The organism is Streptomyces chrestomyceticus JCM 4735 (genome assembly GCF_003865135.1).
In the GTDB taxonomy this organism is placed as follows: Bacteria; Actinomycetota; Actinomycetes; order Streptomycetales; family Streptomycetaceae; genus Streptomyces; species Streptomyces chrestomyceticus.
On record NZ_BHZC01000001.1, the window covers coordinates 2,257,932 to 2,284,892 of the forward strand.

At 75.0% G+C, this 26,961-nt stretch carries 16 protein-coding genes; 2 read left to right on the top strand and 14 right to left on the bottom strand.

Going from position 1 to position 26,961, the window contains the following annotated elements; translation table 11 throughout:
* Positions 1 to 9: 9 nt before the first annotated feature.
* From EJG53_RS09315 to EJG53_RS09375, 12 genes are all read right to left on the bottom strand, one after another.
* On the bottom strand, positions 10 to 2,073 hold the full coding sequence (locus EJG53_RS09315; protein ID WP_125044470.1) for a hypothetical protein: 2,064 nt from the start codon (positions 2,071 to 2,073) through the stop codon (positions 10 to 12).
* On the bottom strand, positions 2,070 to 3,167 hold the full coding sequence (locus EJG53_RS09320; protein WP_125044471.1) for a TRAFAC clade GTPase domain-containing protein: 1,098 nt from the start codon (positions 3,165 to 3,167) through the stop codon (positions 2,070 to 2,072). The genes EJG53_RS09315 and EJG53_RS09320 overlap by 4 nt, the downstream gene beginning before the upstream one ends.
* Complete coding sequence (locus EJG53_RS09325; protein WP_125044472.1) at positions 3,164 to 4,273, bottom strand: protein kinase family protein; 1,110 nt, start codon at positions 4,271 to 4,273, stop codon at positions 3,164 to 3,166. The genes EJG53_RS09320 and EJG53_RS09325 overlap by 4 nt, the downstream gene beginning before the upstream one ends.
* Positions 4,274 to 4,282: 9 nt before the next feature.
* Positions 4,283 to 6,943, bottom strand: a complete 2,661-nt coding sequence (locus tag EJG53_RS09330; protein ID WP_125044473.1) for a hypothetical protein — start codon at positions 6,941 to 6,943, stop codon at positions 4,283 to 4,285.
* The gene (locus tag EJG53_RS09335; protein ID WP_125044474.1) at positions 6,940 to 10,416 is read right to left on the bottom strand and encodes a tubulin-like doman-containing protein; all 3,477 of its coding nucleotides are present in this window, start codon (positions 10,414 to 10,416) and stop codon (positions 6,940 to 6,942) included. The genes EJG53_RS09330 and EJG53_RS09335 overlap by 4 nt, the downstream gene beginning before the upstream one ends.
* 111 nt (positions 10,417 to 10,527) lie before the next feature.
* Entirely contained in the window at positions 10,528 to 12,996 is a 2,469-nt protein-coding gene (locus EJG53_RS09340) for a vWA domain-containing protein (protein WP_167515083.1), read from the bottom strand.
* Positions 12,993 to 13,379 carry a Pycsar system effector family protein gene (locus EJG53_RS09345; protein ID WP_244955068.1) on the bottom strand — a complete coding sequence of 129 codons (387 nt, stop codon included), beginning with the start codon at positions 13,377 to 13,379 and terminating at the stop codon, positions 12,993 to 12,995. The genes EJG53_RS09340 and EJG53_RS09345 overlap by 4 nt, the downstream gene beginning before the upstream one ends.
* A gap of 217 nt (positions 13,380 to 13,596) precedes the next feature.
* Positions 13,597 to 15,246, bottom strand: a complete 1,650-nt coding sequence (locus EJG53_RS09355) for a hypothetical protein (protein ID WP_125044477.1) — start codon at positions 15,244 to 15,246, stop codon at positions 13,597 to 13,599.
* Complete coding sequence (locus tag EJG53_RS09360; RefSeq protein ID WP_125044478.1) at positions 15,243 to 17,570, bottom strand: hypothetical protein; 2,328 nt, start codon at positions 17,568 to 17,570, stop codon at positions 15,243 to 15,245. The genes EJG53_RS09355 and EJG53_RS09360 overlap by 4 nt, the downstream gene beginning before the upstream one ends.
* On the bottom strand, positions 17,567 to 18,544 hold the full coding sequence (locus EJG53_RS09365) for a type III secretion system chaperone family protein (protein WP_174856387.1): 978 nt from the start codon (positions 18,542 to 18,544) through the stop codon (positions 17,567 to 17,569). Before EJG53_RS09365 ends, EJG53_RS09360 begins: the two co-directional genes overlap by 4 nt.
* A gap of 66 nt (positions 18,545 to 18,610) precedes the next feature.
* A complete protein-coding gene (locus tag EJG53_RS09370) occupies positions 18,611 to 19,357 on the bottom strand; it encodes a Crp/Fnr family transcriptional regulator (protein WP_125044479.1) in 747 nt (248 codons plus the stop codon).
* A 654-nt stretch (positions 19,358 to 20,011) separates the two neighbouring features.
* Complete coding sequence (locus EJG53_RS09375; protein ID WP_125044480.1) at positions 20,012 to 20,599, bottom strand: helix-turn-helix domain-containing protein; 588 nt, start codon at positions 20,597 to 20,599, stop codon at positions 20,012 to 20,014.
* Between the two features lie 62 nt (positions 20,600 to 20,661).
* Here EJG53_RS09375 and EJG53_RS09380 point away from each other — a divergent pair, with 62 nt between their 5' ends.
* Both EJG53_RS09380 and EJG53_RS09385 read left to right on the top strand, forming a co-directional pair.
* Positions 20,662 to 21,570, top strand: a complete 909-nt coding sequence (locus tag EJG53_RS09380; protein ID WP_125044481.1) for an NAD(P)-dependent oxidoreductase — start codon at positions 20,662 to 20,664, stop codon at positions 21,568 to 21,570.
* On the top strand, positions 21,570 to 22,706 hold the full coding sequence (locus EJG53_RS09385) for an aminotransferase (RefSeq protein WP_125044482.1): 1,137 nt from the start codon (positions 21,570 to 21,572) through the stop codon (positions 22,704 to 22,706). The genes EJG53_RS09380 and EJG53_RS09385 overlap by 1 nt, the downstream gene beginning before the upstream one ends.
* Before the next feature lie 64 nt (positions 22,707 to 22,770).
* On the opposite strand, the gene EJG53_RS09390 is transcribed toward EJG53_RS09385, so the two are convergent.
* Positions 22,771 to 25,374, bottom strand: a complete 2,604-nt coding sequence (locus EJG53_RS09390; protein WP_125044483.1) for a polynucleotide kinase-phosphatase — start codon at positions 25,372 to 25,374, stop codon at positions 22,771 to 22,773.
* Positions 25,371 to 26,879: a 3' terminal RNA ribose 2'-O-methyltransferase Hen1 gene (locus tag EJG53_RS09395; protein ID WP_125044484.1), complete on the bottom strand. Its 1,509-nt coding sequence runs from the start codon at positions 26,877 to 26,879 to the stop codon at positions 25,371 to 25,373. Before EJG53_RS09395 ends, EJG53_RS09390 begins: the two co-directional genes overlap by 4 nt.
* Positions 26,880 to 26,961: the final 82 nt, after the last annotated feature.

The window sequence follows — 26,961 nt, forward strand, 5'->3', positions numbered from 1 at the left end:
GCGCACCGCCTAGGAACTCGTCACGGCGATGACGGCGATCATGATCATGGCGACGGCCACCACCATGAGGAGTGCGCCGACCCATATCTGGCCGGCCGGGGCCGCTTCCCGGTCCCGGTCCCGATCCCGGTCCCGCTCCGGGTCCCGTACGCCGTCCGGTGCGCGGCCGCCGCGGAAGCCCGGTACGTAGGACCGGAGACCACGTCCGCCGCTCCGAGCGGCGAACCCGCGGACACCTCGCCGCGGCTCTTCCCGCGCTGGCGCGGCCGCCATCGTCGCCGTGCCGGTGTGTGGCGGGCCGGTGTGTGACGGGCCGGTGTGTGTCACGGCTCCGAACAGCGCCCGCCAGCCCTGCTCCCCGAAACCGGTGGGCCGGCCGTCGTCGAGAAGGAGCCCCAGCACCTCGCGTCCCAGCCCGCGGTCTCCGTGCCACAGGTCCGGCAGAACCTGCCGCAGCAGGCCCGGAAGCTCGCCCTGGTCGCCGTACGGGCGCACCAGCCCGTCGTACAGGCGCACGGCGGTGTGCACCCGCCCCTGGCCGTCCGGCCCGGTGAGCGGGTACTCGGCACGGCGATCACCGTACGGGCCGAGGAACAGCCGCGCCCGGAGGACCCGTTCGCCCAGCTCCTGGGCGTCGGCGGCGGAGCGGTGCGGAGCCCGGAGGATCAGCACCCGGGCCACGCGGTCGGCCTGCTGGGCGGGGAGGCCGCCGCCGAGCACCTCCAGGAGCACCCGGTCCGAGCTGTTGGCCAGGTACTCCCCGGCCTCCGTGCCGTCGCGGCGCAGGACGCCGTCGAGCACCTGGGCGCTCACGCCGCGGGCGAGCCCCTCGTCGGCCCGGACAGCCTGTGAGGCGGAGGAGGCAGAGGAGCCGGAGGAGCCGGAGGAGCCGGATGAAGCGGATGAGGCAGGCGAGGCGGGCGAGTCGTAGGACGGGTCATAGGACTGCCCGCGCCCCTGGCCCTGGCCCTGATCCTGCCGCATGTTGTCGAACACCGCGGCGTCGTACGTCTGGCCGCCGTACCCCCCGCTGTCGTACCGCTGCTCCTCCCGGGCCCGGTCGTACAGCGGCTCCCGGGGCTCGGCCGTCCGGCCCTTGCGGGTACGGCGGTGGTCCCCGGCGTGGCTGAGCCACTTCAGCGCCTCGTGCACCAGGCGCACCCGCTCGTCGAGGCGTTCCTCCTCGAAGACGTGCCGCTCGGCCAGTGCGCCGCGGGTCTCCCGCAGCGCGCCGGGATGGTGGCGGATCTCCATGTAGTGCTCGGCCAGCCGGGCGGCGGCCTCCCCCACCGGGTCGCCGTGGTCCGGCGAACGGCCGTCCCGGCCGTCACCGCGGCTCGGCCGGGCGGGGTCCAGGCGGGTCACCTGCTGGTCCTGTGTGGCCGACACGGGCCAGCTCGGGACGAAGACGTAGCGGAACGGTCCGCTGTCCCGGGTGTCGTGGGTGGCGAACGACCAGCCGGGCAGCGCCCGGCCGGCCAGGTTCCGCAGCGCCCACAGGACGTGGACCGGTGCGTCGCCGCCGGTGCGGTTCAGCACGGACAGCCGCTGCCGCGGCTCGCGCAGGCGCCCGGCGAGCACCGCCGTCAGTTCGTCCCTGAACTGCCCGGCCCGCTCGGTGAGTTCCGGTGCCGCCCGTTCGGTGGCCGCCCGCAGCGCCTGGGCGGGTACGCACTCCAGGGACCGCCCCTCGACCGCCAGCAGGTCGATGCCGCTGCCCTCCCAGCGCCAGGTGTGCAGGCCCAGGCAGCGGCCGGGCGTCAGCACGGACGGGCTGCCCAGCAGCGCGTGGGAACAGGTGGTGGGGCGGCCGCCGTGGTCCTGGCCGGGGATGCGGCGGATCAGCAGGACCGAACTCTCGGCCCCGCGCTCGCCCCGCAGCTCCACCCGGGCCAGGCTCTCGCGGGCCCCGTCGCCGGGCACGCTGAGCAGCGTGGCGACCTTGCGGTAGATGGGCCCCAGCCCGTCCCGGTTGCCCGACCAGGCGACCGGGCCGACGCCCGCGCCGCCGACGGCGAGGTCCGCGTCCCAGCGGAAGACGATCTGGTGCACCGGCGCGTCGGTCCCGCTCACAGTCCCACCTCCTGGGAATCGGCTCCCGGCAGGAGCCCGCACATCGCGAAGATCGACAGCAGCGGGGAGAGCACCCGCCTCGGCCGTACGCCCTGGGGGAAGCCGCCCGCGTCCTCCTGGCCGCCGGTGGCCGACGCGAAGTGCAGGGTGCACCGGGCGCAGTCGCTGAACGGCTTGAGCCAGGCGGGCCCGCCGTGGTGGCGCAGGAAGGCGTACACGTCGCGGCTCTCCTCGCGCAGGGCCCGGGCCGTCGGCCGGGCGCTCTCGGGCGCGGTCAGCCAGCGCGCCACGGCCGGCTCGAAGCGGATCAGGTCGCTCTTGCCGACGACCACCGCGGCCGCCTTGTCCACGTACGGCCGTCCGTCGCGCGGCACCCGGTCCAGCACGGTGCCGAACGAGCGGTCGCCGAGGTCGTCGGTGCGCTGCTTGGTGCGTTCGCGTACCGCGTCCAGGTACGGCAGCGGCAGCGCGCGCAGCGGGTCGACCACGAAGAGGAACGCGTCGACGGCGGCGAGGAACCGGGTCACCCGGCCGGTGCGTTCCAGGTCCTCGCCCGACAGGTCGAAGAAGACCACGGGCCGGGGGCGGGCCGTGCCGCCCCCGCCGACCAGCAGCCCGTCGGCGAACTCCGCGAAGTCCGTCTGCTCGGTGTGCGCCAGCATCTCGCCGGCCCGCAGCTTGAGCACCCGCTGGTCGAGATAGGAGCGGTGCGACTCGGTGTGCAGCGGGGTGGCCTTGAGGCCGTGGACGTCCAGCGCGCCGCGCTCCACCTCGCCGATCATCGAGGCGAGCAGATGGGTCTTGCCGGCGCGGGAGCTGCCGACCAGGGCCACGGTCAGCGGCTCGCCGTTGGTGAAGTAGGGGGCGGGCAGGTAGTGGTCGTGCATCTTCGCCGAGTTCCCGCACTTGTGGAACGCCTCGCGCACGGCGTCGTCGCGGCGCAGCTTGTTGGTTCCCTCCTTCTCCAGGCCGAGGGGGACGAACTTGTTCTCGTCGTTCCGGACGAACAACTGCTTCTCGTCGTAGCGGATCTTGTCGAGGCAGTACGGGCACAGCACGCGCCGGGCGCCGGGCTCTTCTTCTGGCGTGCTCACCGGCGCCCTCCCGTGCCCGTACGGCCGGTGCCGAACAGGGCGCGCAGCCCGCGGCCCGGCGCCCGGCCGCCGGGTCCTGCCGCCGCCTCCTGGTCGCCGTTCAACCCCAACTCCGTTCTCTTGCGCGCGAGTTCCTCGTCGAAGGCGCGACGTCCCGGCTCCAGGGAGTCGGCCGGCAGGGGGCGGCTCTGCAGCGGGTCCTGCCGGTTGAGCATCCGCAGCACCTCGACGGGGTGGCCGCGCTCCGCCGCCCTGGGCGCGAAGGCGGTGGCCAGCACGCCGAGCGCGGGCAGCCGCGCCAGGTCGCGCGGCGGCCCGTCCGGCTCCCCTTCGCGGCCGGTGACCAGGTGGTACATCAGTTGGGCCACACTCCACAGGTCGTCGCGCGGGTCCGCGGTGCCGTGCCCGGCGCGCTGCTCCGGAGGGGCCCAGGGCGCCTCGCCCAGCGCCTCGCGGGGGTGTCCGGCGCGGGTGGCCAGACAGGGCTCGGGCAGCCGGACGTGGCGGCCGTCCCACCGTACGGAGTGCGGGGTCAGCCCGCGGTGCACGACGTCCACGGCCTCCAGCAGCCGGACGGCCAGCACCAGTTCGCTGCGGATGCGCTCCTGCTCCTTGACCGTGGCCCGGCCCGCGAGCGCCGCCAGCGGACGGCCGCGCGCGGGTTCGTAGAAGACGAACGGCTCCCGTACGTCCAGGTGGTAGCCGCCGAGCCGGGCGAAGAGCTGGTGGTACGGGGCGTCGCCGAACGCCCGGCGCACGGCGAGGCCGACGCCCACCTCCGCCTCCAGCCGGTCGCGGGCCCGGTGGTCGCCGCGCACGGTGTGCGCGAGGCGGTACTGCATCACCCGCCAGTCCTCGCCCAGCGTCATCGGCCGGGCGCGCAGCCCGTGCCGCTGCTGTCCGGGCGGCAGGTCGCCCCAGTAGGCCGCCGACAGCCGGGCGGGTGCGCCCTCGTCGGTGAAGAAGGCCAGTTCCACGCGGTCGCGGGCCGGCCGGCCACCCCGCGCGGCGGCCGGCCCGGGCACCCCGTCCTCGGGCGTGGTGCCGTCGTCCGGCGCGCGGTCAGGCGCCCGTACCGCGTTCCGCCGGTCCGCCCACTCGTCCATGACGTCCCCTCATTCGTTCGCGTTCGCGGGCAGTTCCGGCCCGGTGGTGCCGCCGCGCAGCCGGACCGTGCGCACCGAGCCGGTACGCAGCGGCAGCAGCCGGAAGACGCCCGCGTACCGGCCGGCCGGGGTCCACACCATGTCGTCGGCGCCCAGCGGGTCCTCGGCGTGCCGGGTCACGTCCGGGGCGAAGCACACCCCGCGTCCCGCGTACCGGTCGCGGGAGAGCAGCCGGCGGTGTTCGGCCGCGCAGAGCGGCACGGTGCCGGTGCCGTCGCCGTGTTCCCGGAGGATGCGCGCGACCCGGTCGGGTGCCAGGCCGAGCAGCACGGCCGGGTCCGGCCGGGACGCCGGGTCACGGGCGAACGCCGGGGCGGCGGCGACGCCGTCCCGGGCCAGCCGCGCGGTCTCGTCGTCGATCAGGGCCCGTACCTCGCGGTCGAGGGGCAGGGCGGTGGCCGCGCCGGGGTCCCGTTCGATGGCGCCCCAGTACGGGTCCAGGAGCCCGGCGATGCCGTCGGCGAGGTCGCCGACGAGGGTGGCGACCAGTTCGGGCCCGCCGTCGCCCGCTTCGCGCTCCAGCCAGGGCACGGGGACGTCGTCGGGCGGCGGTGCGGCCGGGCCGGCGGGACGGGCCGCGGGGGCGCTGTCCGGTTCCCGGGGCGGCGGCACCGTGTCGGCGAGCGGGTCGCGCCAGGGCGTGTCGCGGCCCGCGGCCGGTCCGCCGCCGGGCTCCGGTTCCCCGTCCCAGTCGTCCCAGTCGTCCCACCCCTGGACCGTGGTGTCGTCGTACCGGGGGCCGGCGCTCTCGAAGGAGTCGTACGAGCCCGACACCCCGGTGCTCCGGTCGTACGACGGGCCGAACCAGTCGTCGTCCAGCAGGTCGTCGGCGGGCGGGCCCGCGTTCCGCGCCGGGCCGCCGTCGCGCTCCGCCGTCACGGGTACCGGATCGCGGCCCTCCGCGGCGGCCGCCGCCCGGCGGATCATCCCGGCCACCGCCCGCGCGCCGTCGGCGCAGTACAGGCGGGCGTCCGCGAGCAGCCAGTCGTGGGTGACGGCGTCGGCCAGCAGCCCGTCGAGGGAGTCCAGGACGTCCCGCCCCTCGGAGCCGCCGCCCGCCGCCCACCACGCGTCCAGGGCTTCGGTCCAGCGGCGCACCGCCAGCAGCGGCAGCACGATCAGCGCCACCAGCAGGGTGCTCAGCCCGAGCCACGCGGGCACCGCGAGCACCTGGCCGAGGGTGATACCGGCGGCCGCGCCGAGCATTCCGGCGCCCGCCTGCGCCAGGGCGCCCGACTGTCCGCCGCCGTCGAGGTGCCCGTCCCCGGTGCGCCCGGGACGGCGGGCCAGGGCGAGCGTGGTCAGTCCGGCGGCGGCCAGCGCCGCCAGCGGTCCCAGCACCCAGCCGGGGCCCGGCCACAGACCGGCCGCGGCGGCGACCGCGCAGCCGCCCGCCAGTTCCGCGACGGCCGCGCCGCGCACCTCGAACGGCCGGGGCCCGGCCATCCGCCGGGGCAGACCGGCCGGGCACAGCTCGTCGAGCCGCCCGAGGCGGGCCGCGCTGCCGGTGGGCGTGGCCAGGTCGGCCACCGCGCCGAGCCGGGCGGCCGTCGAGCGCAGCGGCAGCCGCTGCGCCAGCAGGCCCTGGGTGTAGTCGCGCAGGCCGGGGCCGATGCGTTCGCGGTCGGCCTCCGGCACGCGGGGCAGGTGGACGCCACGCTCGTACAGCCGCCGGCGCTGTTCCGGGGGGAGGCCGACGCCGTCCCCGTCGCGCAGGGTCTCGGCGACGGTCTCGCGGTACGCGGTCAGTTCCGCCGCGGCCACGCCGAGGCTCTCGGCGAGGTCCACGTCCCCGGCAGCGCCGCGCAGCAGACCACCCGCGCCGCGCTGCCGCCCGTACGCGTACTCGGCCTCCAGCAGCGCCGACTCGCAGGCCACGTAACGCTCGTCGGCCTCGCCGCCCGGCCGCCGCCACTCCTTGCTGTGCACGGGCTTGGGCGTCCCGGCGCCGACCAGCGGCGCCAGGACGGCGGGCACCCCGCCCGCCTCCGGGTCGGTGACCGCGATCCGGCCGCCGGGGTCGTCCTGGCCGACCAGGCCGGCCAGCGCCTGCCGCCAGACCCGGTCGCGGGCCGTGTGCGAGAGGTCGTGCTCCAGGACGCGCAGGGCGGGTACGGCCACGCCGTCGGGCAGTCCCGCCACCGCGTTCAGCACGGCGTCGAACACCTCGGGGACGGCGAGGAGTTCGAGCAGCGGGCGCAGCGCGCCGTCGTCCTCGTCCGGGGTGGGGTCGGCCACCGTGCCGCAGTGCGGGTCGAGGATCCACAGCACGCCGACGGCGGGCGGGCGCAGCGGTGAGGGGCGGTCCAGGGCCCAGGGCGTCGGCGCGGGCGGCACCGCGACGCCGTCCCCCGGTTCCGCGGGCGGGGCGCCGACCGCGACGCAGAGCGCGTGGCCGGTGCCGTAGGTGAGGACCTGTTCGTAGACGCGCTGGTGGCGGGCGAGTCCGGGGGCGGTGTCCACGAGCAGGAAGCGTTCGGCCTCCTGGGCGGGGGCGCCGCCGCCCAGCGCGGTGCGGACGGCCCGGTGCAGGCCGTCCGCGCCGTCCAGGCCGGTGTGGCCGGTCCGCAGGTCGAGGGTGACGACCGGTGCGGCGGTGCGGGCGCTCACAGCAGGTCCTCCTCCCTCGGCTCCTCGTCCCACGGGTCGGCCCACAGGTCGTCCTCGGCCTCCTCCGGGCGGGCCGCGCCGGCGGGCTTCGCCTGCGGCCCGTGCGGGTCTCTCGCCTGCGCCCCGTGCCGGTCCCCCGGCCGCGACCCGTGCAGATCCTTCGCGCGGGGCTCGTGCGGGTCCTGCGTACGGCGGGGCGGCAGGTCCTGCGGATCCTGCGTCCGGCGGGGCGGTGGCTCGTGCGGATCCGGTTCGTACGGCTGGGTCTGCCGGGTACGCGGATCACCGGCCGGGTCGTGGCCGTTGGCCTGGCGCAGGCGCGACGCGGCGCTGCCGGTCTCCCGCAACTGGGCCTGTGCCTGGGCCAGGGCGCGCAGCGAGGGCCGGTTGGCCCGCAGGCTCCTGGGGAAGCGCAGGTCCAGGGCGCCGTCCAGGGTCGTGGTCCAGAAGTGGAGCAGCGGCTCGATCCAGTCCTGCTCGTCCTCGTTCAGGTCCTGGGCGCGCTGCCGCAGCCGGGCCGCCTCCGCCGGGGCCACCCGGCGCAGGAAGGTCCAGAACAGCCGGTCCGGCTCCCTGGGGGTGGTGCTCAGCCCTTCCGGCAGGGCCTCCATCAGCACCGAGCAGAAGTCCTTGACCGCCGACCCGGCGTCCAGCAGCGCCCAGCGCTCGTACGCCCGCAGCAGGTCGGACCAACTGGAGACGTCCCGGTCGTACGGCTGGAGGGCGAGGGTCATGGTGGCCGAGTCGCCGCCGCGCAGCCGGAAGCAGACGCTCTCCGGGGAGAGCGGGTCGCCGTTGACCTCGACGCGCCCGTTCCACATGGCGCTCAGCATGCGCTGCAGTACCCGTTGCCGGTCGCTCTCCGTGCTGGCCAGCCAGGAGTCGCGGTAGCCGGTGCGCTGGCGCCACTGGAGGTGGTCCTCACGGCCCTCCCGGTCCCTGGCCCGGCCCCACAGGCGCAGTACCTGCCGTACCTCGGAGATGTCGGTCAGGCTCATCTCGCTGCGGAACAGCACGACGGTGATCGACTCGGTGACCACGGCACGGAATTCGGGCGGCAGCCGGTTCTCGTCGCGCGGCAGCAGCAGCGACTGTTCCAGGAAGCGGTCCACGCTGCCCTTGGCCTTGGTCTGCGGGCGGACGATGAGCGTCTTGAGCTTGCCGGTGCCGTCCGGGGTGAAGCCGGCCGGCAGCAGCCCGGCGAGCTGGGAGCGGAACTGCTCCAGCCACTTCTCGTCGACCGCGTCGGCGGCCTCCTCGTCCCCGGAGGCCGCCGCGAGGAGGTCGCCGAGGGACGGCAGCAGGGGTCGCTCGTGGTGCACGCCGGCCTCGCCGAACAGCTTCTTGATCCGGCCCTCCAGGACCTGCTTGACCTCCTTGACGACGGCGCGCGGCGAGCGCTGGACGGCTTCCAGGGCGCGTTCCCAGTGCCGCGGTTCGACGATGCGGACGAGCAGCGCGGCCTCGTCCTGGCTGTCCGGGATGCCCTCGCGCTGGAGGAGGCGGGTCAGTACGTCGTCGTAGAACGCGTCGAGGGAGTTCTGCGGCGGGAGGAGGTACGAGACGCCCGTACGGTCCTCGCGGTACAGCTCCCGGCGCCGCTCGCGGAACAGCCCGTTCTCCCCCTCCTCGTGGTCGCGGAAGGCCCGGACCAGCGCGGAGAGTTCCTTCAGGGTCCGGTCGGCGACCGGCCGCCAGCGGGGCTCCTGCGCCTTCCACCGCTCGTGCCACGTCCGGTTGGTCGCCCAGCGGTACCAGGCGTCCTGCTCCTGGACGGCGTTCTCCACCTCGGGGTCGCCCCAGCGCGCGGGCACCACGCCGGCCATCCGGCGGCCGATCCGCGGCACCTGCGGCGCGTCGGCCCCCACCCCTTCGGGGCGGTCGGGGCGGTTGCGCCGGTTGTCCAGCATCCCCGAGAAGCCCTCCCGGGCCACCCGGTCGCGGTCGCCGGGGTTGCCGAGGAACACCCGCTCCAGCCGGAACGGGTCGTGCTCCTTGAGCAGATGGAGCAGGCCGCGGCGCGGGTTGAAGCGCTCCGCGCTCTCCACCGTGCGGCGGGCGAGGTCCTTGTCGAGCGCGCGCAACTGGTGCTTCATGTTGGCGCGCCGGTCGCTCAGCTCCTGGGTGATCGCCCGTGCGCCCCTGGGCACCTGGTCGGGCTCCTGCACCGGCCGCGGCTCCCGGACCCACACGTCCTCGATGCCGGACTCCTTGAACGCCTCGACGACGAGGCCGCGGTGGTCCTCGCCGCCCTGGCGGGCGCGGTCCAGCAGACCGCGTACGGCACAGGCCAGCATCCGGGCGGCGACGATCTCGGCGAGTTCGTCGACGGGGACGGTCATGGAGGCCGCGAGGCTGGTGGACATGCCCTGCAGGCCGATGCCGGTGGCGGCGGCCGCCGACCGGCTGGCCCCTCGGTTGACGAAGCTGGCGGCGAAGGACTGGTAGGCGTCGTCGGCGCGCCCGCGGCCGTTCTCCTCGCCCAGGTCGGTGCCGATCAGCGAGGTCACCATGGCGGTGATGGAGCGGCGCAGGTCGTCGGAGCGCATCCCGGCGGTACGGCTGAAGAGGAACGCCGTCTGGACGGTGGAGGTGCGCAGGCTGACCGGCACCATGTCGGGGTACTTCACGCTCAGCGAGCCGCGCTGCTCCACGTCGCCGAGGTCGGCGGTGGCGTCCGCCGCGTTCTGGTCGTCGACCAGGTGCGAGAGGTCCACCAGGGCGCGCGCGGCGTTCAGTTCGGCCTCCCGGCCGCCGCCGGCCTCCGGCGGGAACGCCGACGGCATCACGACCAGCGGGTAGATCTTCGCGCCGGGCAGGTTCACCGAGTGGAAGGCGTGCCCGAGCAGGTGCAGGAAGTCGTAGAAGATGCCGGCGCCGGTGCCGCCCGCGACGGAGAACGCCACGAACACGTCGTAGCCGCGGATCTGGCCGCCGCCCAGCTCCTGGAGGTCGCCCGCCGACTTGCTGAGCGCGTCGATGGCCGCGCGCAGCGGGCCGAGCACCTGGTCGGGGCCGTTGCGCAGGGTGGCGAAGAGCGCGGCCCGGCCGACGGTGGGCAGTTGTCCGGCGCCGGTGTGCAGCGGGGAGACCCGGGGTTCGTCGACCCGGGGCGGCAGCCAGCCCACGGTCTCTTCGTGCTGTGCGATGCGCAGCATCCGGGTCATCTCGGGTGAGTTGTCGTAGGTGGGCAGCAGGTTGTGCACGGCCCGGGAGGTACGGGCGAACGCCGCCGCCTCCGGGCCGCGGGCGCTCAGGTGCGGCAGCCGGTCCAGTTCGGCCTCGCTGAAGTCGGCGTACACGAACTGCAGGCAGTCCGGCAGTTGGAAGGGGACCCGTTGCTTGCCGCGGCCGACCAGGTCGGTACCGTCCGGGCCGCACAGTTCGCGGCGCAGGTTCCGCTCCAGTTCGGCGCCGATGCGGGCGCCGGTGCCGCCCAGCCCCACGAACAGCATGGGCTGGTAGATCTTCATGTCGTCGCTCCCCTCGTCCGCCCGTCGCGGGCGGCCTGTGCTGCGAGATGTGGTGCCGCCGGTGGTCCGGGCGGGTGGCCGCCCGGACCTCGGCGCGGTGGCGCGGGCGCCTCAGAACGCGGAGTCGTATCCGGACGGTCCGCCCGCCCCGCCCGAACCGCCCGAACCGCCCGGACCGGCCGAGCCGCTCGTCCCGGCCGGTCTGCCGGTGCCGTTGGCCGGGGCACCGCGCCCTCCCCGGCCGTTCACTCCGCCGGGCGCCGCGCTGCCGCGGCCGATGCGTCCGCCGAACAGGCCGGCCGTACCTCGGGAGCCGGCCACCGTGCCCGGTCGTCGTCCCTGGCCGGTACGCCCGCGGCCCGTGGGCTCCCGGTCCGTCCGGCTTCCGCCGCGTACGGCCAGTTCCAGGTCGTGTGCCAGCCGGGCGGGCGCGCCCCGCGACACGGTCTGCTCCTTGCCGTCGGGGCCGCGCAGCCGCAGCCCGTCGCCCTTGCGCCGAAGCCGGTACACCTGCGCCGCGCGCTTGTTGCGGAGCTGCAGTCCGGGGCGGTCCGAGGCAGGCTCCTCCACCGCGAACCAGAACTTCTTCGGGCGCTGACCGGGCACCTGCAATTCGTCCAGCGAGCGCCCGGCACGGCGCAGTTCGAGGACCAGGCCCTGCAACGAGCTGCGGACACCGCCGTACCAGATGCGGATCGCGACGACGGCGGCGAGGGCCAGCAGCAGCCCGGCGCCTCCGATGACCGCCCACCACCACCGGTCCCACCAGGTGGGCGCCGGGGTGACGGTGACGGTCAGGAAGGCGGAGCCGACCTCGCGTCCGCCGTCGGTCCGGTCGGTGACGGTGATCCGGCCGCCGGCGTCCCCCGGAGGCGCGCCCGCGCCGAAGGACACGGTGAACGGCACCGGCTCCTGCGCGCCGGGCGCGACGGTGACGGTGGCCGGGCTGATCCGCAGCGCCGCCGCCGTCGACTGGTCGGCCAGGCCGAGGCGCAGGGTGTGCGGACGGCTGTCGTTGTTCCGCGCCACCAGCTTGCCGGTGACCGAGCCGCCCGGGTGCACGCCGTGGTTCTCCAGCGTCACACCGGCTGCCACGAGCGCGGCACCCGAGGAGACCCGGGTGTCGTAGGGCCGCCGGTCCCCGACCACGCCGGGCGCCGCGATCGCGCCGGCCAGCCGCAGGGCGCCGGTGGCCGTCTTGGGCACCGTCACCGACGCCCCGTACAGCACGTCGCCCGCCCGGTCGTCGGGGCCCTCGCCGTCGTCGCGCAGCGGGACGTCCACCGGCTCGAAGCCGTCACCGGACAACTGGGCGGCGGCCCGCACCCCGGCCAGTTGCTCGGGATCAGTGATCACCACACCGCGCCGGGTCTGGAGGCGCATCCGTACGACGACGTTCTCGCCGGGCCTGGGCGCGGACGGCTCCAGGGTGACCGACGAGCGCAGCACGCCCTGCCAGATGGCCCGTACGGTGGCGGGCTGGTCCCGGTGCCCCGGCGGCGCCGAGAGCTGTACGCGCCAGGTGCCCGGAAGCGGGTCCTTGACCCGCAGCGCCTCGACCGGCCCGTCCTGGCCGCTGACTTCGAAGCGGGAACCGTCGAAGTCCCCTTGCAGGGGCACCTTGCGGCCCTTGGGGTCGTAGTAGGTGGCCGTCACCCTCGGGTCGCGCTTGGTGACGGTGATCGAGCCGTCGGTCGCGATGGGCGGGATGTCCACCGTCAGCTCGCCGGGCGGCTTGCTGCTGGTGCCCTCCTCGACGCGGGCGCAGCGGGCGGCGGCGAACGCGCTCTGCAGCGCCTTGTCCACGTCGGCGGCGCCGTCGACGACCTCCGGCCGCGGGCGGGAGCCGGGCACGTCGGCACAGCCGTTGCGGTAACCGCCGTCGGCCATCTGCTGGAGGGCCTCCTTGTCGATGCCCTTGCCGAAGCCCAGCGGCCAGATCTGCACCTGTTCGCGGCGGGCCCGGTCGAGGACCTCGCGCAGCCGCTTCTCGCCCTCCTGCTTCCGGGCGGCGGGGTCGGCTCCGTAGGCGGGGCTGTCCTCGACGTTCAGCTTGCCGTCGGTGAGCAGGAAGACCACCTTGGGCGTGCCCTCCTTGCTGGTCTCCTTCAGCCGGGTCAGGGCCTGGGTGAGGGCGGCCGGGAAGTCCGTCCCGGGGCCGAGGCCGGCGCCCTCGCGGTCGGTGAGCCGCCGGGCGCAGTCGCTGATGCGCTGCCGTCCGGCGGCGTCGACGACGGTGGGCGGGCAGACTTCCCGTACGGGCTGCTGCCCCTCCTTCTCCGCGCTGCCGAACCCGATGACGCTCGCCCGGGACCGGTCGGAGATCTCGCCCTGGCCGATCAGCGCGGCGGCCTCCGCCTCACGGGCCAGCGCCTCCTTGCCGATGCTGGCCGAGGCGTCCACGACGACCGAGAAGTCGACGGGCAGGGGGCCGACGGACGGTGCGGCGGGTGCGGCCCACGCGGGCGGCGGCCCGAGCGGCGCGGTCGCGCAGAGCGCGGTGAGGGCGGCGACGGTGGCGCGGCGCGCGCCGCGCCGCGTCCGCGCGGCCGCCGGTACGGTCCGGTACGGCACGTTCACCACAGCCCTCCGGTCAGGGCGCAGCAGCCGCCGGCCGCCAGGCAGCCGACTCCCCAGCGCAGCCAGCGGTACTTGGCGCCGAGGATGCGGCCGAGCGCGCACGCCTGCTCGACGGCCCACTGCCCGGTGTCCCGGCCCGCGAGGGCCACCCGGGGCAGCAGGACCTCGGCGGTGGCCCCGCCGGTCAACTGCGGGAAGAAGGTCAGGTGACCGTCCGCCGCGGTACGGGTGCGGGGCAGCACCGCCACCACGAACATGGCTATGCCCAGCGTCCACAGCGCGGCCCCCGCGATCAGCAGGGCGGCGCGGACGGCGGGCATCGCCGGGAGCTGCCCGTCGCGGCCGAAGAGCAGGACCAGCGCCGCGGTGGCGCCGGTCATCATGACGGACGCCTTGGTGTCGGCCCGGTTGATCTCCTCCCGTACGACCTTCAGCAGGCGTTCGGCGACGAAGTCGCTGCCGGTGCCGGGGGCGGGGCGGGGGCCGGGGTGGTGCGGGTGCAGGGGCAGGCCCTGGCGCAGCGGCAGGGGCCGGGGTCAGGACCGGAGCCGGGGCCGGTGCCCCGGGCGGGCGCGGGTGCGGGTGGAGCGCTGGTGGACATCACTTTCCCCAATCCAGACCTTCGCCACGGCCGCGGCGCGGCGCGGGGCGGTCCCGGTCGTCGTCATACCGGTCGTCCCGTCGCCCGTCGCGCCGGTCGTCCCGGCGGCCGTCGTACCGGTCGTCGAACCGCTCTCCGTACCGGTCGTCGTCGTACCGGTCGTCGGGGAGGCCCCCGCGGCGGCCGGTGCGGTAGTCGTCGCGCTCGGCGGCCGACTGGACGCGGTCGGGCTCGTAGACGCGGCCGCGGTCGTCCTGCTCGTACGGCTCGTCCTTCTCGTACGGCTCGTCCGCGTACGGCTCACCGTGGCGGTCGGCGTACCGGCCGTCGGCCGTACCGTCGTCCGGCCCGTCGCCGCCGTAGTCGTCGTCGCGGCGCCCGTCGCCGCCGTACCCGTCACCGCCCGGACGGCCGCGCCGCCCCGGCTCGTGCACGTCGTACGCCGCCTCCCGGCCAAGGCCGGCATCACGGTCCCGTTCCCGCTCGAAGTCCCCCTCGAAGTCCCGCCCGGAGTCCCGCCCGAAGCCTGGCCCGGGCCCCGCTGCGGCGCCCGGCCCACCCTCCGGATCGTCCTCCGGGCCGGGCTCGTGCGCCCAGTCCATCCGCTGCCGTCCGCGCACCCGTTCCTGTTCGTCGCGGGGCCCGCCGCTCTCCAGCGCGCGCCGCCGCGGCTGCTCCAGGAAGGTGTCGGCCGCGCGCCCCACCAGGCCGCGGGTGCTCGACCGCATGAGGTCGATGGCGGCCAGGGTCTGGTCGTTGAGGTCGTGGCGCTCGATCAGGCCGCCGTCGACGAGGCGGAACACGGTGTCGATCGACAGCACCCGTTCCTCCCGGCGCTCCCGGCGGAACGCCTGCTGGATGTCCCATTCGTGGGCGGAGTCGCGCGCCATGAAGTACGCGAGCTGCCGGTCGTCGCCGCCACTGAGCATCTCCTGCAGCTCGGCGGCCCTCATCCGGATCAATTCCTGTTCCTGCCGTTCCTTCCTCAGTGCCTCCACGTGCTGCCGGCGCGCGAGGTCGCCCTCGTGGTCGATCTCGGTGCGCTGCCGCTCCGCGCTGATCCCGCGTTCACTCAGGTCGATCCGTACGAACACCTCGGTCTCCAGGCCGAGTTCGTGACCGAGGCGCAGGTCCGCCAGTTCGTTCTCCACCGCCCGGTCGGCCCGTTCCGCCTCGCTGATGCGGTAGCGCCTCGTCACGCCGCGCAGCCCCCGGAGCAGCACCGGCGAGAAGTACTGGGCGAGGTCCCAGACGTTGGCGCGGACCGCCGCGTACGCGTCCACGACGTGCCAGCGCACCTGCACCTCCGCACGGAAGGACTCCGCGTCGCCGGCCGCGGGCAGTTCGGTGCGGAATTCGGTCAGGTGCCGGCCCATCCGCACCTCCATCACCTTGAACGAGCCCCTGAAGAGCGGCTTGTTGTGGTCCTCGCGGCGGTCCGGCCACACCACGCTGTGGCCGCCGTTCTCGTACATGAGCACCGCGGCCACCTGCACACTGGGCCGCCGGAACCGGCCGGACGACTCGTACTCCTGCACCAGCGGCCCCGGCACCGCCCCTCCTGGCCCCTGGCCGTGTCCCCCGGGCGCGCCGGGCCCCGGCCCCTGTCCGTGGCCCTGCCGCGCGCCGTCCCGGCCGTCTTGCGTCATCGTCGCCCCTCTCCTTCCAGCTCCGCCTGCGTCCGCACCGCCGCCCGCATCCGCGCGGCCGCCCGGGGGGCGAGCGGTTCGTCACTGTCCCGCTCCAGCCGGGCGATCAGTTGCAGCAACCGGTCCCGGTCGCGCCGCCCCTCCACCAGCCGCGGCAGGAACCCGCACAGCACGTCGAGCTGCCGCGGGTCCTTGGCCGCGCGCCGCATCCAGCCGCCCATCTGCTCCTGCGCCGCGACGCCCGCCCGCGCCGTGTTCAACGCGCTGTGCACCAGGTCGGCCAGCCAGGGCGCCCGGTCGGGGTGGGCCGCGACCAGGGCCGCCGCCAGCGTCCAGGAGCCGTACGACTCCTGGACGCGGCTGTCGCCCTGGAGTCCCCACAGGTGGGAGGTCCGGGTGGACAGCGCGCGCAGCACCACCATCAGCGCGAGGTTCTGCCGGATCTGCCGCGGGTCGCCGAGCCAGCGGGCCAGCCGCCGGAGCACCACCTCCGGCTCGGGCCCCGCCAGCAGCCGCACCACGCTGTACGAAGCGGCGTCGGCCGGCTTGCCGGCGTCCTCCCGGCAGCCGATGCGGGCCAGTTCGTCCAGGGACTCGGCGACCGAGCCGGCCGCCATGCCGTAGCCGTGGGTGAATGCCGCTGTCTCGCAGGCGGACCGGTCGTCGCCGCGCGCCCATTCGCGCAGCAGGCCGCGTACGGCGGGCCGCACCTGCGGGTCGCGGGACGTCTCGGCCAGCGCGGTGGCCGCGGCCATCTGCTGCACCGGGCTGTCGGCGCGGGCGAGCGGCAGCAGCACTTCGGAGAAGCCGTACAGATAGTCCCGGGCGCACAGGATGCCCGCGGCGACGGCCGCGCGCACCCACACCTGGGGGCGCTGGTCGTCGCAGAGGGACCGCAGCCAGCGGGTCAGCGGGCCGCGTACGTTGTGGTAACCGTCCCACGCCTCGTAGAGGACGGCGGTGGCCAGCCTGCGTCCCTGGAAGCGCATCGCCCGTACGGGAATGGCGGCGTCGCCCAGATCCTCGAAGACCTGCTCCGGTACGGCGCGCGCGGCGGCCAGCCGGGCCTCGGTCTTCGCGGTGAACAGCGGGCGGCCCGGCGCGTACTGGGGGTCGAGGGTGACCGCCAGCTCCCAGGCGAGGAGTTCGGCCGCCTCGGTCACCAGGCTTTCGGCGGAGCCGTTGAAGGCCGCGAGCGACAGCCGCAGGGCCGCGGCGCGCAGGGCGGGCAGCGCCTCGGGCAGCATGCCGGGGCGATCGGCCCCGGCGAGCCACTCCCGCGCCTGGCGCGGGGCGAACGTGGCGCACTGGGCGAGGAGTTGGGCGTCGTCGGCCTCGCCCCTGGCGTGCGCCGCGAGGTGGCCGGCGAAGCGCGCCGCCTCACCTGGCCGCAGGGCGTCCAGGCCCAGCGCCTGTTTCACGTCGGGGCGCTCGGCGTTGCGCAGGGCCAGCCGGCACAGCTCCGGACCGACGTCGGAGAGGCTGTCCTCCACGTGCTGTTTCAGTACCTCGTGGGCGGGCGGCGGCGTGCACTGCGCGCCGTAGCGGCCGCGCACCAGACGGTCGGCGAAGTCACCGGCGCCCACGACCAGGACGCCGTACGCGCCACGCTGGGCAAGGAGCGCACTGAGCCGGTCCAGGTGCAGGTCGGAAAGGTGCGGCCCGGCGCCGTTCCCCGGCCCGTCGCCGCCGTCCCGGCCGCTGCCCCCGGAGGCGGCCGGGACCACGCCGGCGTCCTCGGCGGGCAGTTCGAGCAGGTATCCGCGGCCGGTCTCGAACTTCTCCTGGCCGACGCTGTCGAGCGCGGTGGCGGGGTCCAGGCGGGACACCCCGGTGGCGACTTCCCGGAGGAGGGCGAGCCCCGTGGACGTACGGCCGGTGCCGTGCTCGCCGCAGAGCGCCAGCAGGTGCGTACGCCGCAGCCGGACCTCCATCGCGTCGTACCCGGGCGGCGGGCAGTAGACCCGCTCCAGGCGCTCCATCTCCTCGTCCGGCACCGGCCCGTCGACGAACACGTCGTCGGTGCCGATCCGGACCTGCGTCTGGTAGAAGGTGTTGCCGTCGAAGATCTGGCTGTCGCCCTCGATGTGCAGACTGGTGCGGGCCTCGCGGGCGGTACGGGCACCGCCCGCCTCGCCCGCGCCGCCCAGCGGGCTGCCCTTGGGGGCGTCCAGGCGCGGCTTCTCCTCGGGCGGCCCGTCGCCGTCGGGCGTCCGGCCGTCCCTGGCCGCCCGCGCGTCGTCGTCCCGGCCACCCGGCCTGCCGTCGGGCTGCGGCGGGGGCTGCTCGCCGGCCGGCGGCGCCCCCTCGTCCACATCGGTCACCTGTCGCCGCCTTCCGGTACGGACCCGGTGCGCGGGGCGTCGTCGGCGGACGGTTCGGAGGCGGGCGTACGGGCCGGGGCCGGGGCGGCGGCCTTGTTGATGCCGACGAAGCCCCCGTTGGTGTTGATGGTGTTGCCCCGGAAGTTCTGCTGATCGCCACCGACGTGCTGGATCTGGTACGTGGTCCCGTACGGGGCGGGCGCCGGAGCCGCACCGGCCGCCGCCCCCTCCCCCGCCGGGCCGGAAGCGGGCGGCGGGACCGTACCCCCATGCCCCGCCCCGCCGCCCTGTTCCGGAGGCGGGTCCTGGGCCGCGCGCACCCCCGTCGCGCGCGGCCGGTCCCGCGCCGGTACCGCCGGTGACGGCGGCGCCTCGTGCGTCGTCTGCGCCGGAAGGGGCGGGAACGGCAGCCGGGGGACGTGGAACCACGCCTCGACGTCCGTCTCCTTCTCCGACACCCGCGCCCGGCGGTAGTGCTCGGGCTCGATGCAGGCGCCGCCTTCCGCCACGACGTCGTGGTACAGCGCGTCGGACACGACGAACAACAGCGGTGCCCGGTCGGCCAGTTGCATGACGTCGCGGGCGGTCGCGCTGTCGCACAGCCGGCACGCGAGGTCCACGGCACGTCCGGCCAGCCCCTTGGCGTCCTGGGCGACCGAGCCCGCGTGCATGGCGACGCGCATCCGCAGCGGCTCCAGACGCCCCTCGTTGACCAGGCGCAGCTTCTGGTAGACGCCTTCGAGCCAGGGCCCCACCAGGTGCGCGGACGGGACGTCGGGGGCGAGCGCGACCAGCACACCGTCACCGCGGTCCTCCATGTGGCAGGCCCCCTCGGCGATCCCGGCGGCGGTGAACCCGGCCTCGAAGACCTCGTACATCGCCTCGCGCATCCGCAGCTTCGCCCGCCGGCCCAGCAGTCCGGATCCGCAGACGTCTCCGTTGACGACGAGTCGGTGCAAGGCTTCCGTGCTCACTGGACCTCCTGGTTCGTGCCGACATGAAGCAGCATGGCCGGGGCGGGAAGACGGGGCTGTAGCCGTTTACACAGCCGGCGGGGATTGCTCGGGGCGTATGGGGACGGGGCCGGCCGGTGTACGGCCGCCGACCGCGCGCCCCTCGGCGAGCAGCCGCAGCAGCGCGAGGTCGAGCACGGCCAGCCGCCGGGGGCCGGTCCGCACGACGCCCTGCTCACGCAGCAGGCGCAGCGCCTTGGCCACCGCTTCGCGGGTGGAGCCGACGGCCGCGGCCAGGTCGTGCTGCGGCAGCGGCAGGTCGACGTCCACGCCGCCCGAGCCGGGGGTGCCGGTGCGCTCGGCCAGTTCGGTCAGTCGCGCGGCGAGCCGTTGCAGCACCTTTTCCGAGGCCAGGGACCGCCGTTCGCCGTCCGAGCTGCGCAGCCGGGAACTGAACTGCCGCATGATCAGTACGGTCGCCACGGGCCGCGCCGCCAGATAGCCGCGGAACCGGTCGCCGGGGACGACCACCCCGTCCACCGGGCCGAGCGCGGTGACGGTGGCGCTGCGCGGCCGGTGGTCGACGGCGGCCTGGTCACCGACGACCTCGCCGCTGCCGCGCAGTGCGAGGATGAGCCGTACGCCGCGCTCCGTCTCCAGGGAGACGCTGGCCCAGCCGTGGACGATCGCCACCACGAAGGTGGTGGTGTCGTTCTCCCTGAGGACGACCTCGCCCGGCGCATAGCTCCGGCCCCGGCCGAGCGCGAGCAGCGCCCGCCGGTCCTGCGCCGGCAACGCCGCCAAGAAGGGCCTGCCGTCCTCGAAGAGACTCATCCGCCTCCTCCCCCCGCTGGTCTCGCTCACCCCGGCCCCGGCACCCGTCGGCACGGCGGACGTTCCGCCTCTTGTGCATCTGGTCGCCCCAGGGCCCCGGCCCGGTTCCTCAGCCTGGCGGAGAAATGGGCTTGTCTCTGATTTCTTTCGTTACAGGCGGGGTTCTTGCGCAAATTGATCGAGCTGCGCTCGGTTGAGTTACAGAAGGTTAGGGTCGCGACCGAGCCCCGTCAACGCTTTCCCAGACCCCAACTGCCGCCACACACACGGGTTTTGACCTCGCCGAACACGTGTGCCCCACTCGGCCCGGATACGATCATGGCGCGCTACTCCCCTCGAAACAGGGGCAGTTACTTGACGCACCGCACCTCCGGCCGTCACTCTCCGGCTGCGCACGGGACCCCGAGGAGAGCGCGCCACGCGCAGTGCGCGCCTTCGGGGCCGATCAACGCGCCTCACGCGCAACGGTGTTGTTGCGGCGCCGGCGCCGAGCTCACCGGATACCTCGACCCCCACCTGATCGAGAAGTACGGCAGCGCCGCACGCGACTGCGACCTGTCAGCAGTACGCGACGGCACGCTCGCCTTGCGGTGACGAGCGGACGATCTGGAGCTCGCCGAGGTGGCCGCGCGACTTGCGGCCCGCCCCCACCCCTCACGCCCCGGTGACAACCCGGACGAAGACCGCCGGTTCGGCGCCGTCGTTGCGGTAGGCGTACTCCTGGTCGGTGGCGATGACGGCGCTCTGGCCGGGGGCCAGCACCTGGGGGCCCGCCTCCAGGGCCAGGGTCAGGCGGCCGGAGAGGACATGGTGGACCTCCTGCGCGCCCGGCCGGTCGGGCTCGGCTTCGTAGTGGCCGCCGGGTGCGAGCGTCCAGCGCCACAGTTCGGCTCGCGGGGCCTGGGTGGCCCCCAGGAGGAGCGCCTGACTGCCGTCGGGGGCCTGCCACACCACGACCCCGTCGACCTGTTCGTCGGCCGCGGCGCGCTCGGGCAGGGCGAGGGCTGCGAAGTCGGTGTCCAGGGCGCGTGCGACGCGGTCGACGGTGGCGAGGCTCGGGTTGGCCTGCCCCAGTTCGATGTCGGTGAGCATCCTGCGGCTGACCCGGCCGGCCTCGGCGAGTTGCTGCACGCTCCAGCCGCGCTGCTTGCGCAGTGCGCGGATGCGGCTGCCGACGCGGGTGACGAATTCCTGCGTCGCACTGCTGCCGGCGGCGGCCTCACGCTCCGTCTCACTGCCCATGGTGAGCACTATAGTGCACAAAAAACTTGCCGGTTCGCCGAGTGGGCAATATATTGCTCACCATGCACGTCATAACCACTCCCCACGCCTCCGAGCAGGCCGTGCTGGCCGCTCTGCGCGCGGCCTTCACGGACCTCGCTTCCGGCGATTCGGCCCTCCCCGGACAGTTCGCCGTCGACCTGCCCGGTGGCGGTGATGTCCTCCACTTCCCGGCCGTACTGCCGACCGCCGACGTCTACGCGGTCAAGGTCTCCCCGTACCTGCCGCAGACCACCGGGCCCGCCGCGGTCACCGCTTGGACGCTGCTGGTCAGCCTGTCCACCGGGCAGCCCGTCGCGCTGCTCGACGCCGCGCACCTGACCGTGGAACGCACCGCGGCCACCACCGCACTCGCCGCCGACGCCCTGCTGCCGCCCGACGCCCGCACCGCGGCCGTCGTCGGGTACGGCCGCATCGGCCGCGCCCACGCCCGCTACCTGCGCCAGGTGCGTCCCGGCATGGACGTACGCGCCTTCTCGCCGTCGGGCATCGGCGAAGCCGACGACGGCGTCCGGGCCGTCTCCACCCTGGACGAGGCGACGGCGGATGCCGCCCTCGTGATGCTGTGCACCTCGGCGGCCACCGACGTACTGGACCCCCGCCACCTGCCCCCGGGGGCGGTCGTCACCTCGATCTCGACCAACGCCCCCGGGGCCCGCGAGATCCCGCCCGCGGCGGTGCCGGAGCTCGACGTGTACGTGGACGCGCGGACCAGCCTCACGGTGGCCGCCGAGCTGGTCCAGGCCGCCGCGGCCGGCTGGGACCCCGCCACGGTCCGCGGTGATCTGGCCGGCCTGGTCGCCGGTACCGCCCCACGCCCCGGCGGACAGCGCCCGGTGTACTTCCGCTCCGTGGGACTGGGCATCGAGGACGCGGCCGTCGCCCTGGCCGCCTACGCGTACGAGACGGCGACCACCGAGGGACGGGCCTGATGAAGATCCGCGAGTTCGCGGTCGAACGCTGGATGAACGACCACGAGGAGACCTGCCGCCACAACCTGGCGGAGACCTGCGTCCGTTCGCTCACCACGGGCGAACTGCTGGCCCTGTCCGGCCGGCGCGAGGAGATCCTCGCCGAGCTGGACGCCACCCCGCTCACCTACGGGCCGATCCCGGGCAGCCCGCGTCTGCGCGGCCTGGTGGCGGGCCTGTACGCCGCCCAGGGCCCGGACAACGTGCTGGTCACCCACGGCGCGATCGGCGCGAACGCCCTTGTGCACGCCACCCTCGTGGAGCCCGGCGACCACGTCGTGGCCGTCGTCCCCACCTACCAGCAGCACTCCGCCCTCCCCGACAGCTACGGCGCCCGCGTCGACCGTCTGACGCTGCGCGAGGAGCACGGCTGGCTGCCCGACCTCGACGCGCTCGACCGGCTGGTCACGGCGGACACCAAGCTCATCGCCCTCAACAACCCCAACAACCCCACCGGCGCCCTGATCGACGAAGCCGGCCTCACCCGCATCGCCGAGATCGCCCGCCGGGCCGGGGCGTGGGTGCTGTGCGACGAGGTCTACCGGGGCGTCGACCAGCACGGCGACGGATTCACCGCCTCCATCGCCGACCTGTACGAGCGCGGCATCTCCACCGGCAGCATGTCCAAGCCCTACTCCCTGGCCGGACTGCGCCTGGGCTGGATCGTCGGCCCCGCCCGGCTCCTGGCCGACGCCGCCACCCACCGCGACTACACCACGATCAGCGTCGGACGCGTCGACGACCTGCTGGCCTGCGTCGCCCTGGAGAGCAAGGACGCGATCCTGGCCCGCGCCCGTCGGATCACCCGTACCAACCTCGCCGTCCTCGACGCGTGGGTCACCGGCCGCGACGACATCGGCTACGTCAAACCGGCTTCGGGCACCACCGCGCTCCTGCGCTACCGAGCCCCGCTCGGTTCGTACGAGTTCTGCACCCGTCTGCTCGACGAGACCGGCGTCCTGTTCACCCCCGGCGCCGCCTTCGATGTCGAACACACCGTACGCATCGGCTTCGCCGACGACACCCGGACCCTGCGCACCGGACTGCGGCTGACCGGCCGGTTCCTCGATCGCCTCGGTCAGGCGGCAGCCGTGTGACCGGCCGCATGGCCCATCACACGGCCCATCACACGGCCCCCTTCGACTCAGGCCCCGGTACCGCCTACAACCGCGGATCCACCGGCTCCGACTCCAGCGCCAGCACCGCGAAGACCGCCTCGTGCACCCGCCACAGCGGTTCGCCGTCGGCCAGGCGGTCCAGTGCCTCCAGGCCGAGGGCGTACTCGCGCAGCGCGAGGGAGCGCTTGTGGCCCAGGTGGCGTACGCGCAGCCGTTCCAGGTTCTCCGGGCGGGTGTACTCCGGACCGTAGATGATCCGCAGGTACTCCCGGCCGCGGCACTTGACGCCCGGCTGCACCAGCCGCCCGTCGCCCTTGCGCACCAGCGCGCCCAGCGGCTTGACGACCATGCCCTCGCCGCCATCGGCGGTCAGGTCGAGCCACCACCGCACGCCCGCCGCGACCGACGCCTCGTCCTCGGTGTCGACGATCAGCCGGCCGGTGCGCCGCAGGAGGCCGGTGCCGTCGTGCTCGACGAGCCGGTCCAGCCACGCCAACTGCTCGTCGTGCGGTACGGCGGCCAGGCTGCGGCCCGGCGCGGCCAGGATCTGGAACGGTGCGAGCCGTACGCCGTCCAGGCCGTCGACCGGCCAGCAGTAGCGCCGGTACGCCTCGGTGAACGCGGCCGCGTCGACCGCCCGTTCGCGCTGGCGCGCCAGCAGTTCCGGCACCTCGATGCCCCGCGCCGCGGCCGCCTCCAGCGCGTCCAGCGCCCCGGGGAACGCGGCGCCGGACGCCGCGCCGACCGCCGCGTACTGGCCGCGCAGCAGCCCGGCCGCCTTCAGCGACCAGGGCAGCAACTCGGCGTCCAGCAGCAGCCAGTGCCCGGAGCCGGCCGCGGCGGGCTCCGCCAGTTCCTCCCAGAGGCCCGCGCTCTCTACAGCTTCCCGTACGGACTTCAGCACCTGCTCGGTGACGGCCGGGTCGTCGAAGAACGGCCGTCCGGTCCGCGTGCAGACCGCGCCGCTCACCCCCGCCGCCGCGCCGAACCGTTCCCGCGCCGCCGCCTCGTCCCGGCACACCAGGACCACGGCCCGCGAGCCCATGTGCTTCTCCTCGCACACGACCTCGCGTACGCCGTCCGCCCGGTACGACGCGAACGCCTCGGCCGGGTGCTCCAGGTAGCCGTCCTCCTTGGACGTCGCGCAGGGCGCCATCGTCGGCGGCAGGTACGGCAGCAGCCGCGGGTCGACCGCGAAGCGGCTCATCACTTCCAGCGCCGCCGCCGCGTTCTCCTCCTTCACCGCGACCCGGCCCATGTGGCGCGTCTCCACGACGCGCCGCCCGGCGACGTCCCCCAGATCCAGCGGACGCCCGTCCGCGCCGCCCGGCGCCTCACTGGCCAGCGGCTTGACCGACTCGTACCAGACCTGCTCGGCCGGTACGTCGACCAGTTCCCGCTCCGGCCAGCGCAGCGCCGTCATCCGGCCGCCGAAGACACAGCCCGTGTCCAGGCAGATGGTGTTGTTCAGCCAGCTCGCGCGCGGCGCCGGGGTGTGCCCGTAGACCACGGCGGCGCGGCCCCGGTACTCCTCGGCCCACGGGTAGCGCACCGGCAGCCCGAACTCGTCCGTCTCGCCGGTCGTGTCGCCGTACAGCGCGAAGGACCGCACCCGGCCGGACGTCCGGCCGTGGTACTTCTCCGGCAGTCCGGCGTGGCAGACCACCAGCGCCCCGCCGTCGAGCACGTAATGGCTGACCAGGCCCTCGATGAACGCGGCGACCTCGCCGCGGAACGCCTCGTCCTCCCCCTCCAGTTGCGCGACGGTCTCGGCGAGCCCGTGGCTGTGCCGCACCTTGCGGCCCTTGAGGTAGCGGCCGAGCTTGTTCTCGTGGTTGCCCGGTACGCACAGGGCGTGCCCGGCCGCGACCATACCCATCACCAGGCGCAGCACGCCGGGGCTGTCCGGGCCGCGGTCCACCAGGTCGCCGACGAAGACCGCGGTACGGCCCTGCGGGTGCCGGGCGTCCACGGCACGGCCGAGCGCGTCGCGCTCGACCTCGTACCCCAGCCGTGCGAGCAGCGTCTCCAGCTCGGACCGGCAGCCGTGGATGTCACCGACGATGTCGAACGGGCCGGTCAGGTGCCGCAGGTCGTTGAAGCGCCGCTCGGTGACGATCTCCGCCGCCTCGACCTGCTCCACCCCCTTGAGCACATGCACCTTACGGAAGCCCTCGCGCTCCAAGTGCCGCAGCGAGCGCCGGAGTTCGCGCTGGTGGCGCTGGATGACGCGGCGCGGCATCCCGGCCCGGTCGGCGCGCGCCGCGTTGCGTTCGGCGCACACCTCCTCGGGCAGGTCCAGGACGACGGCCACCGGCAGCACGTCGTGCTCGCGGGCCAGCTTCACCAACTGGGCGCGCGCCTCCGGCTGCACGTTCGTGGCGTCGACGACGGTCCGCCGGCCGGCCGCGAGGCGCTTGGCCGCGATGTAGTGCAGGACGTCGAAGGCGTCGCCGCTCGCGCTCTGGTCGTTCTCGTCGTCGCTGACCAGCCCGCGGCAGAAGTCCGAGGAGAGCACCTCGGTGGGCTTGAAGTGGCGCGCGGCGAAGGTGGACTTGCCGGAGCCGGTGGCGCCGACGAGCACCACCAGGCAGAGGTCGGGGACGCCCAGGGGGCGGCGGGCGGGGGTGGGGGTGGCACCGGTCATGCCTGGGCCTCCTTCGCGGGGGGATCGGTGGGGGTCGGGGTTGCTGTGAGCGGCGTGGCTGAGGCCGACTCCGCCTGGCGGAAGTACGCGAGCTGCGTCGGCGGCCCGACCTCGAGGTCGTCCGGGCCCACCGGCCGGAACTCCACCTCGTACCCGTGCCGCCCGGCGACCTCCCCGGCCCACGCCCGGAACTCCGCACGCGTCCACTCGAAGCGGTGGTCACCGTGCCGTACGTGCCCCGCGGGCAACGTCTCCCAGCGCACGTTGTACTCCACGTTCGGCGTGGTCACCACGACCGTACGCGGCCGGGCCGCGCCGAACACCGCGTACTCCAGCGCGGACAGCCGCGGCGGGTCCACGTGCTCGACGACCTCGCTCAGCACGGCGGCGTCGTACCCCTTGAGGCGGGCATCGGTGTACGCCAGCGACCCCTGCACCAGCCGCAGCCGCTCGGACTGCCGCTCGGGCATCCGGTCCAGCCGCAGCCGTCGCCGCGCCTCCTGGAGCGCGCGCATCGACACGTCCATGCCGACGATGTCGGTGAACTGCCCGTCCTTGAGCAGCTCGCCCAGCAACTGCCCCGGCCCGCACCCGAGGTCCAGGACCCGCGCCGCCTTCGCCTCCCGCAGCACGCCGAGGATCGCCGCCCGCCGCTGCACGGCGAGCGGCACCGGCCGCTCCTCGGTGTCGGCCGACTCCTCCACCGCGTTGTCGATCTCCTCGGCGGCGGTGTCGTCCGCCTCCGCGAGCCGGGCCAGTTCCAGCCGCTCCAGCGCGTCGCGCGTCAGCGACCGGCGGCGGACGAGGTAGCGGTCGGCGATCAACTGCTGCTCGGGGTGGTCCTCCAGCCAGCCCTCGCCGGCCCGCAGCAGCTTGTCGACCTCGTCGGGCGAGACCCAGTAGTGCTTGGCGTCGTCCAGCACCGGCAGCAGCACGTACAGGTGCCGCAGCGCGTCGGCGACCGTACGCTCGCCCTCCAGATCGAGGCGTACGTACCGCGAATCGCCCCACTCCGGGAACGTCGCGTCCAGCGGCACCGGCTCGGCCCGTACCGTCCACCCCAGCGGCTCGAACAGCCGCCGCACCAGCCCGGCCCCGCCGCGCGCGGGCACGGCGGGCAGCGCCACGTGCAGCGGCAGCGGCAGCGCGGGCAGCTCGGGGCGCGCCTTGCACTGCCCCTTCATCGCGCTCGCGAAGACCGTGCTCAGGGCCACGGCCAGCAGCGAGGACGCCGCGTACGGGCGGTCGTTGACGTACTGCGCGAGCGCCGAGTCGGGGGCGCCGCCCCGGCCCTTGCCCCGGGCCCGTCGCACCAGCGCGACCGGGTCCACCTCCAGCAGCAGCGCGGCCGTGCACCGGCTGTCGTCCGCCTCGGGGTAGAACACATGGGCCGTGCCGTGCGCCGTCGAGAACGCCTGCGCCTTCCCGGGGTGCTTGTGCAGCAGGAATCCGAGATCGGTCGCGGGGCGCCCGGCGCTTCCGGTGGTCGTCATCGTCAGGAACACGCGTACGAGTATCGCCCGGTACCGACCCGTTTGACGAACCAGTTTTCGCAGGTGGGAACGGGAGTGGGCCGAGGGACGGCCG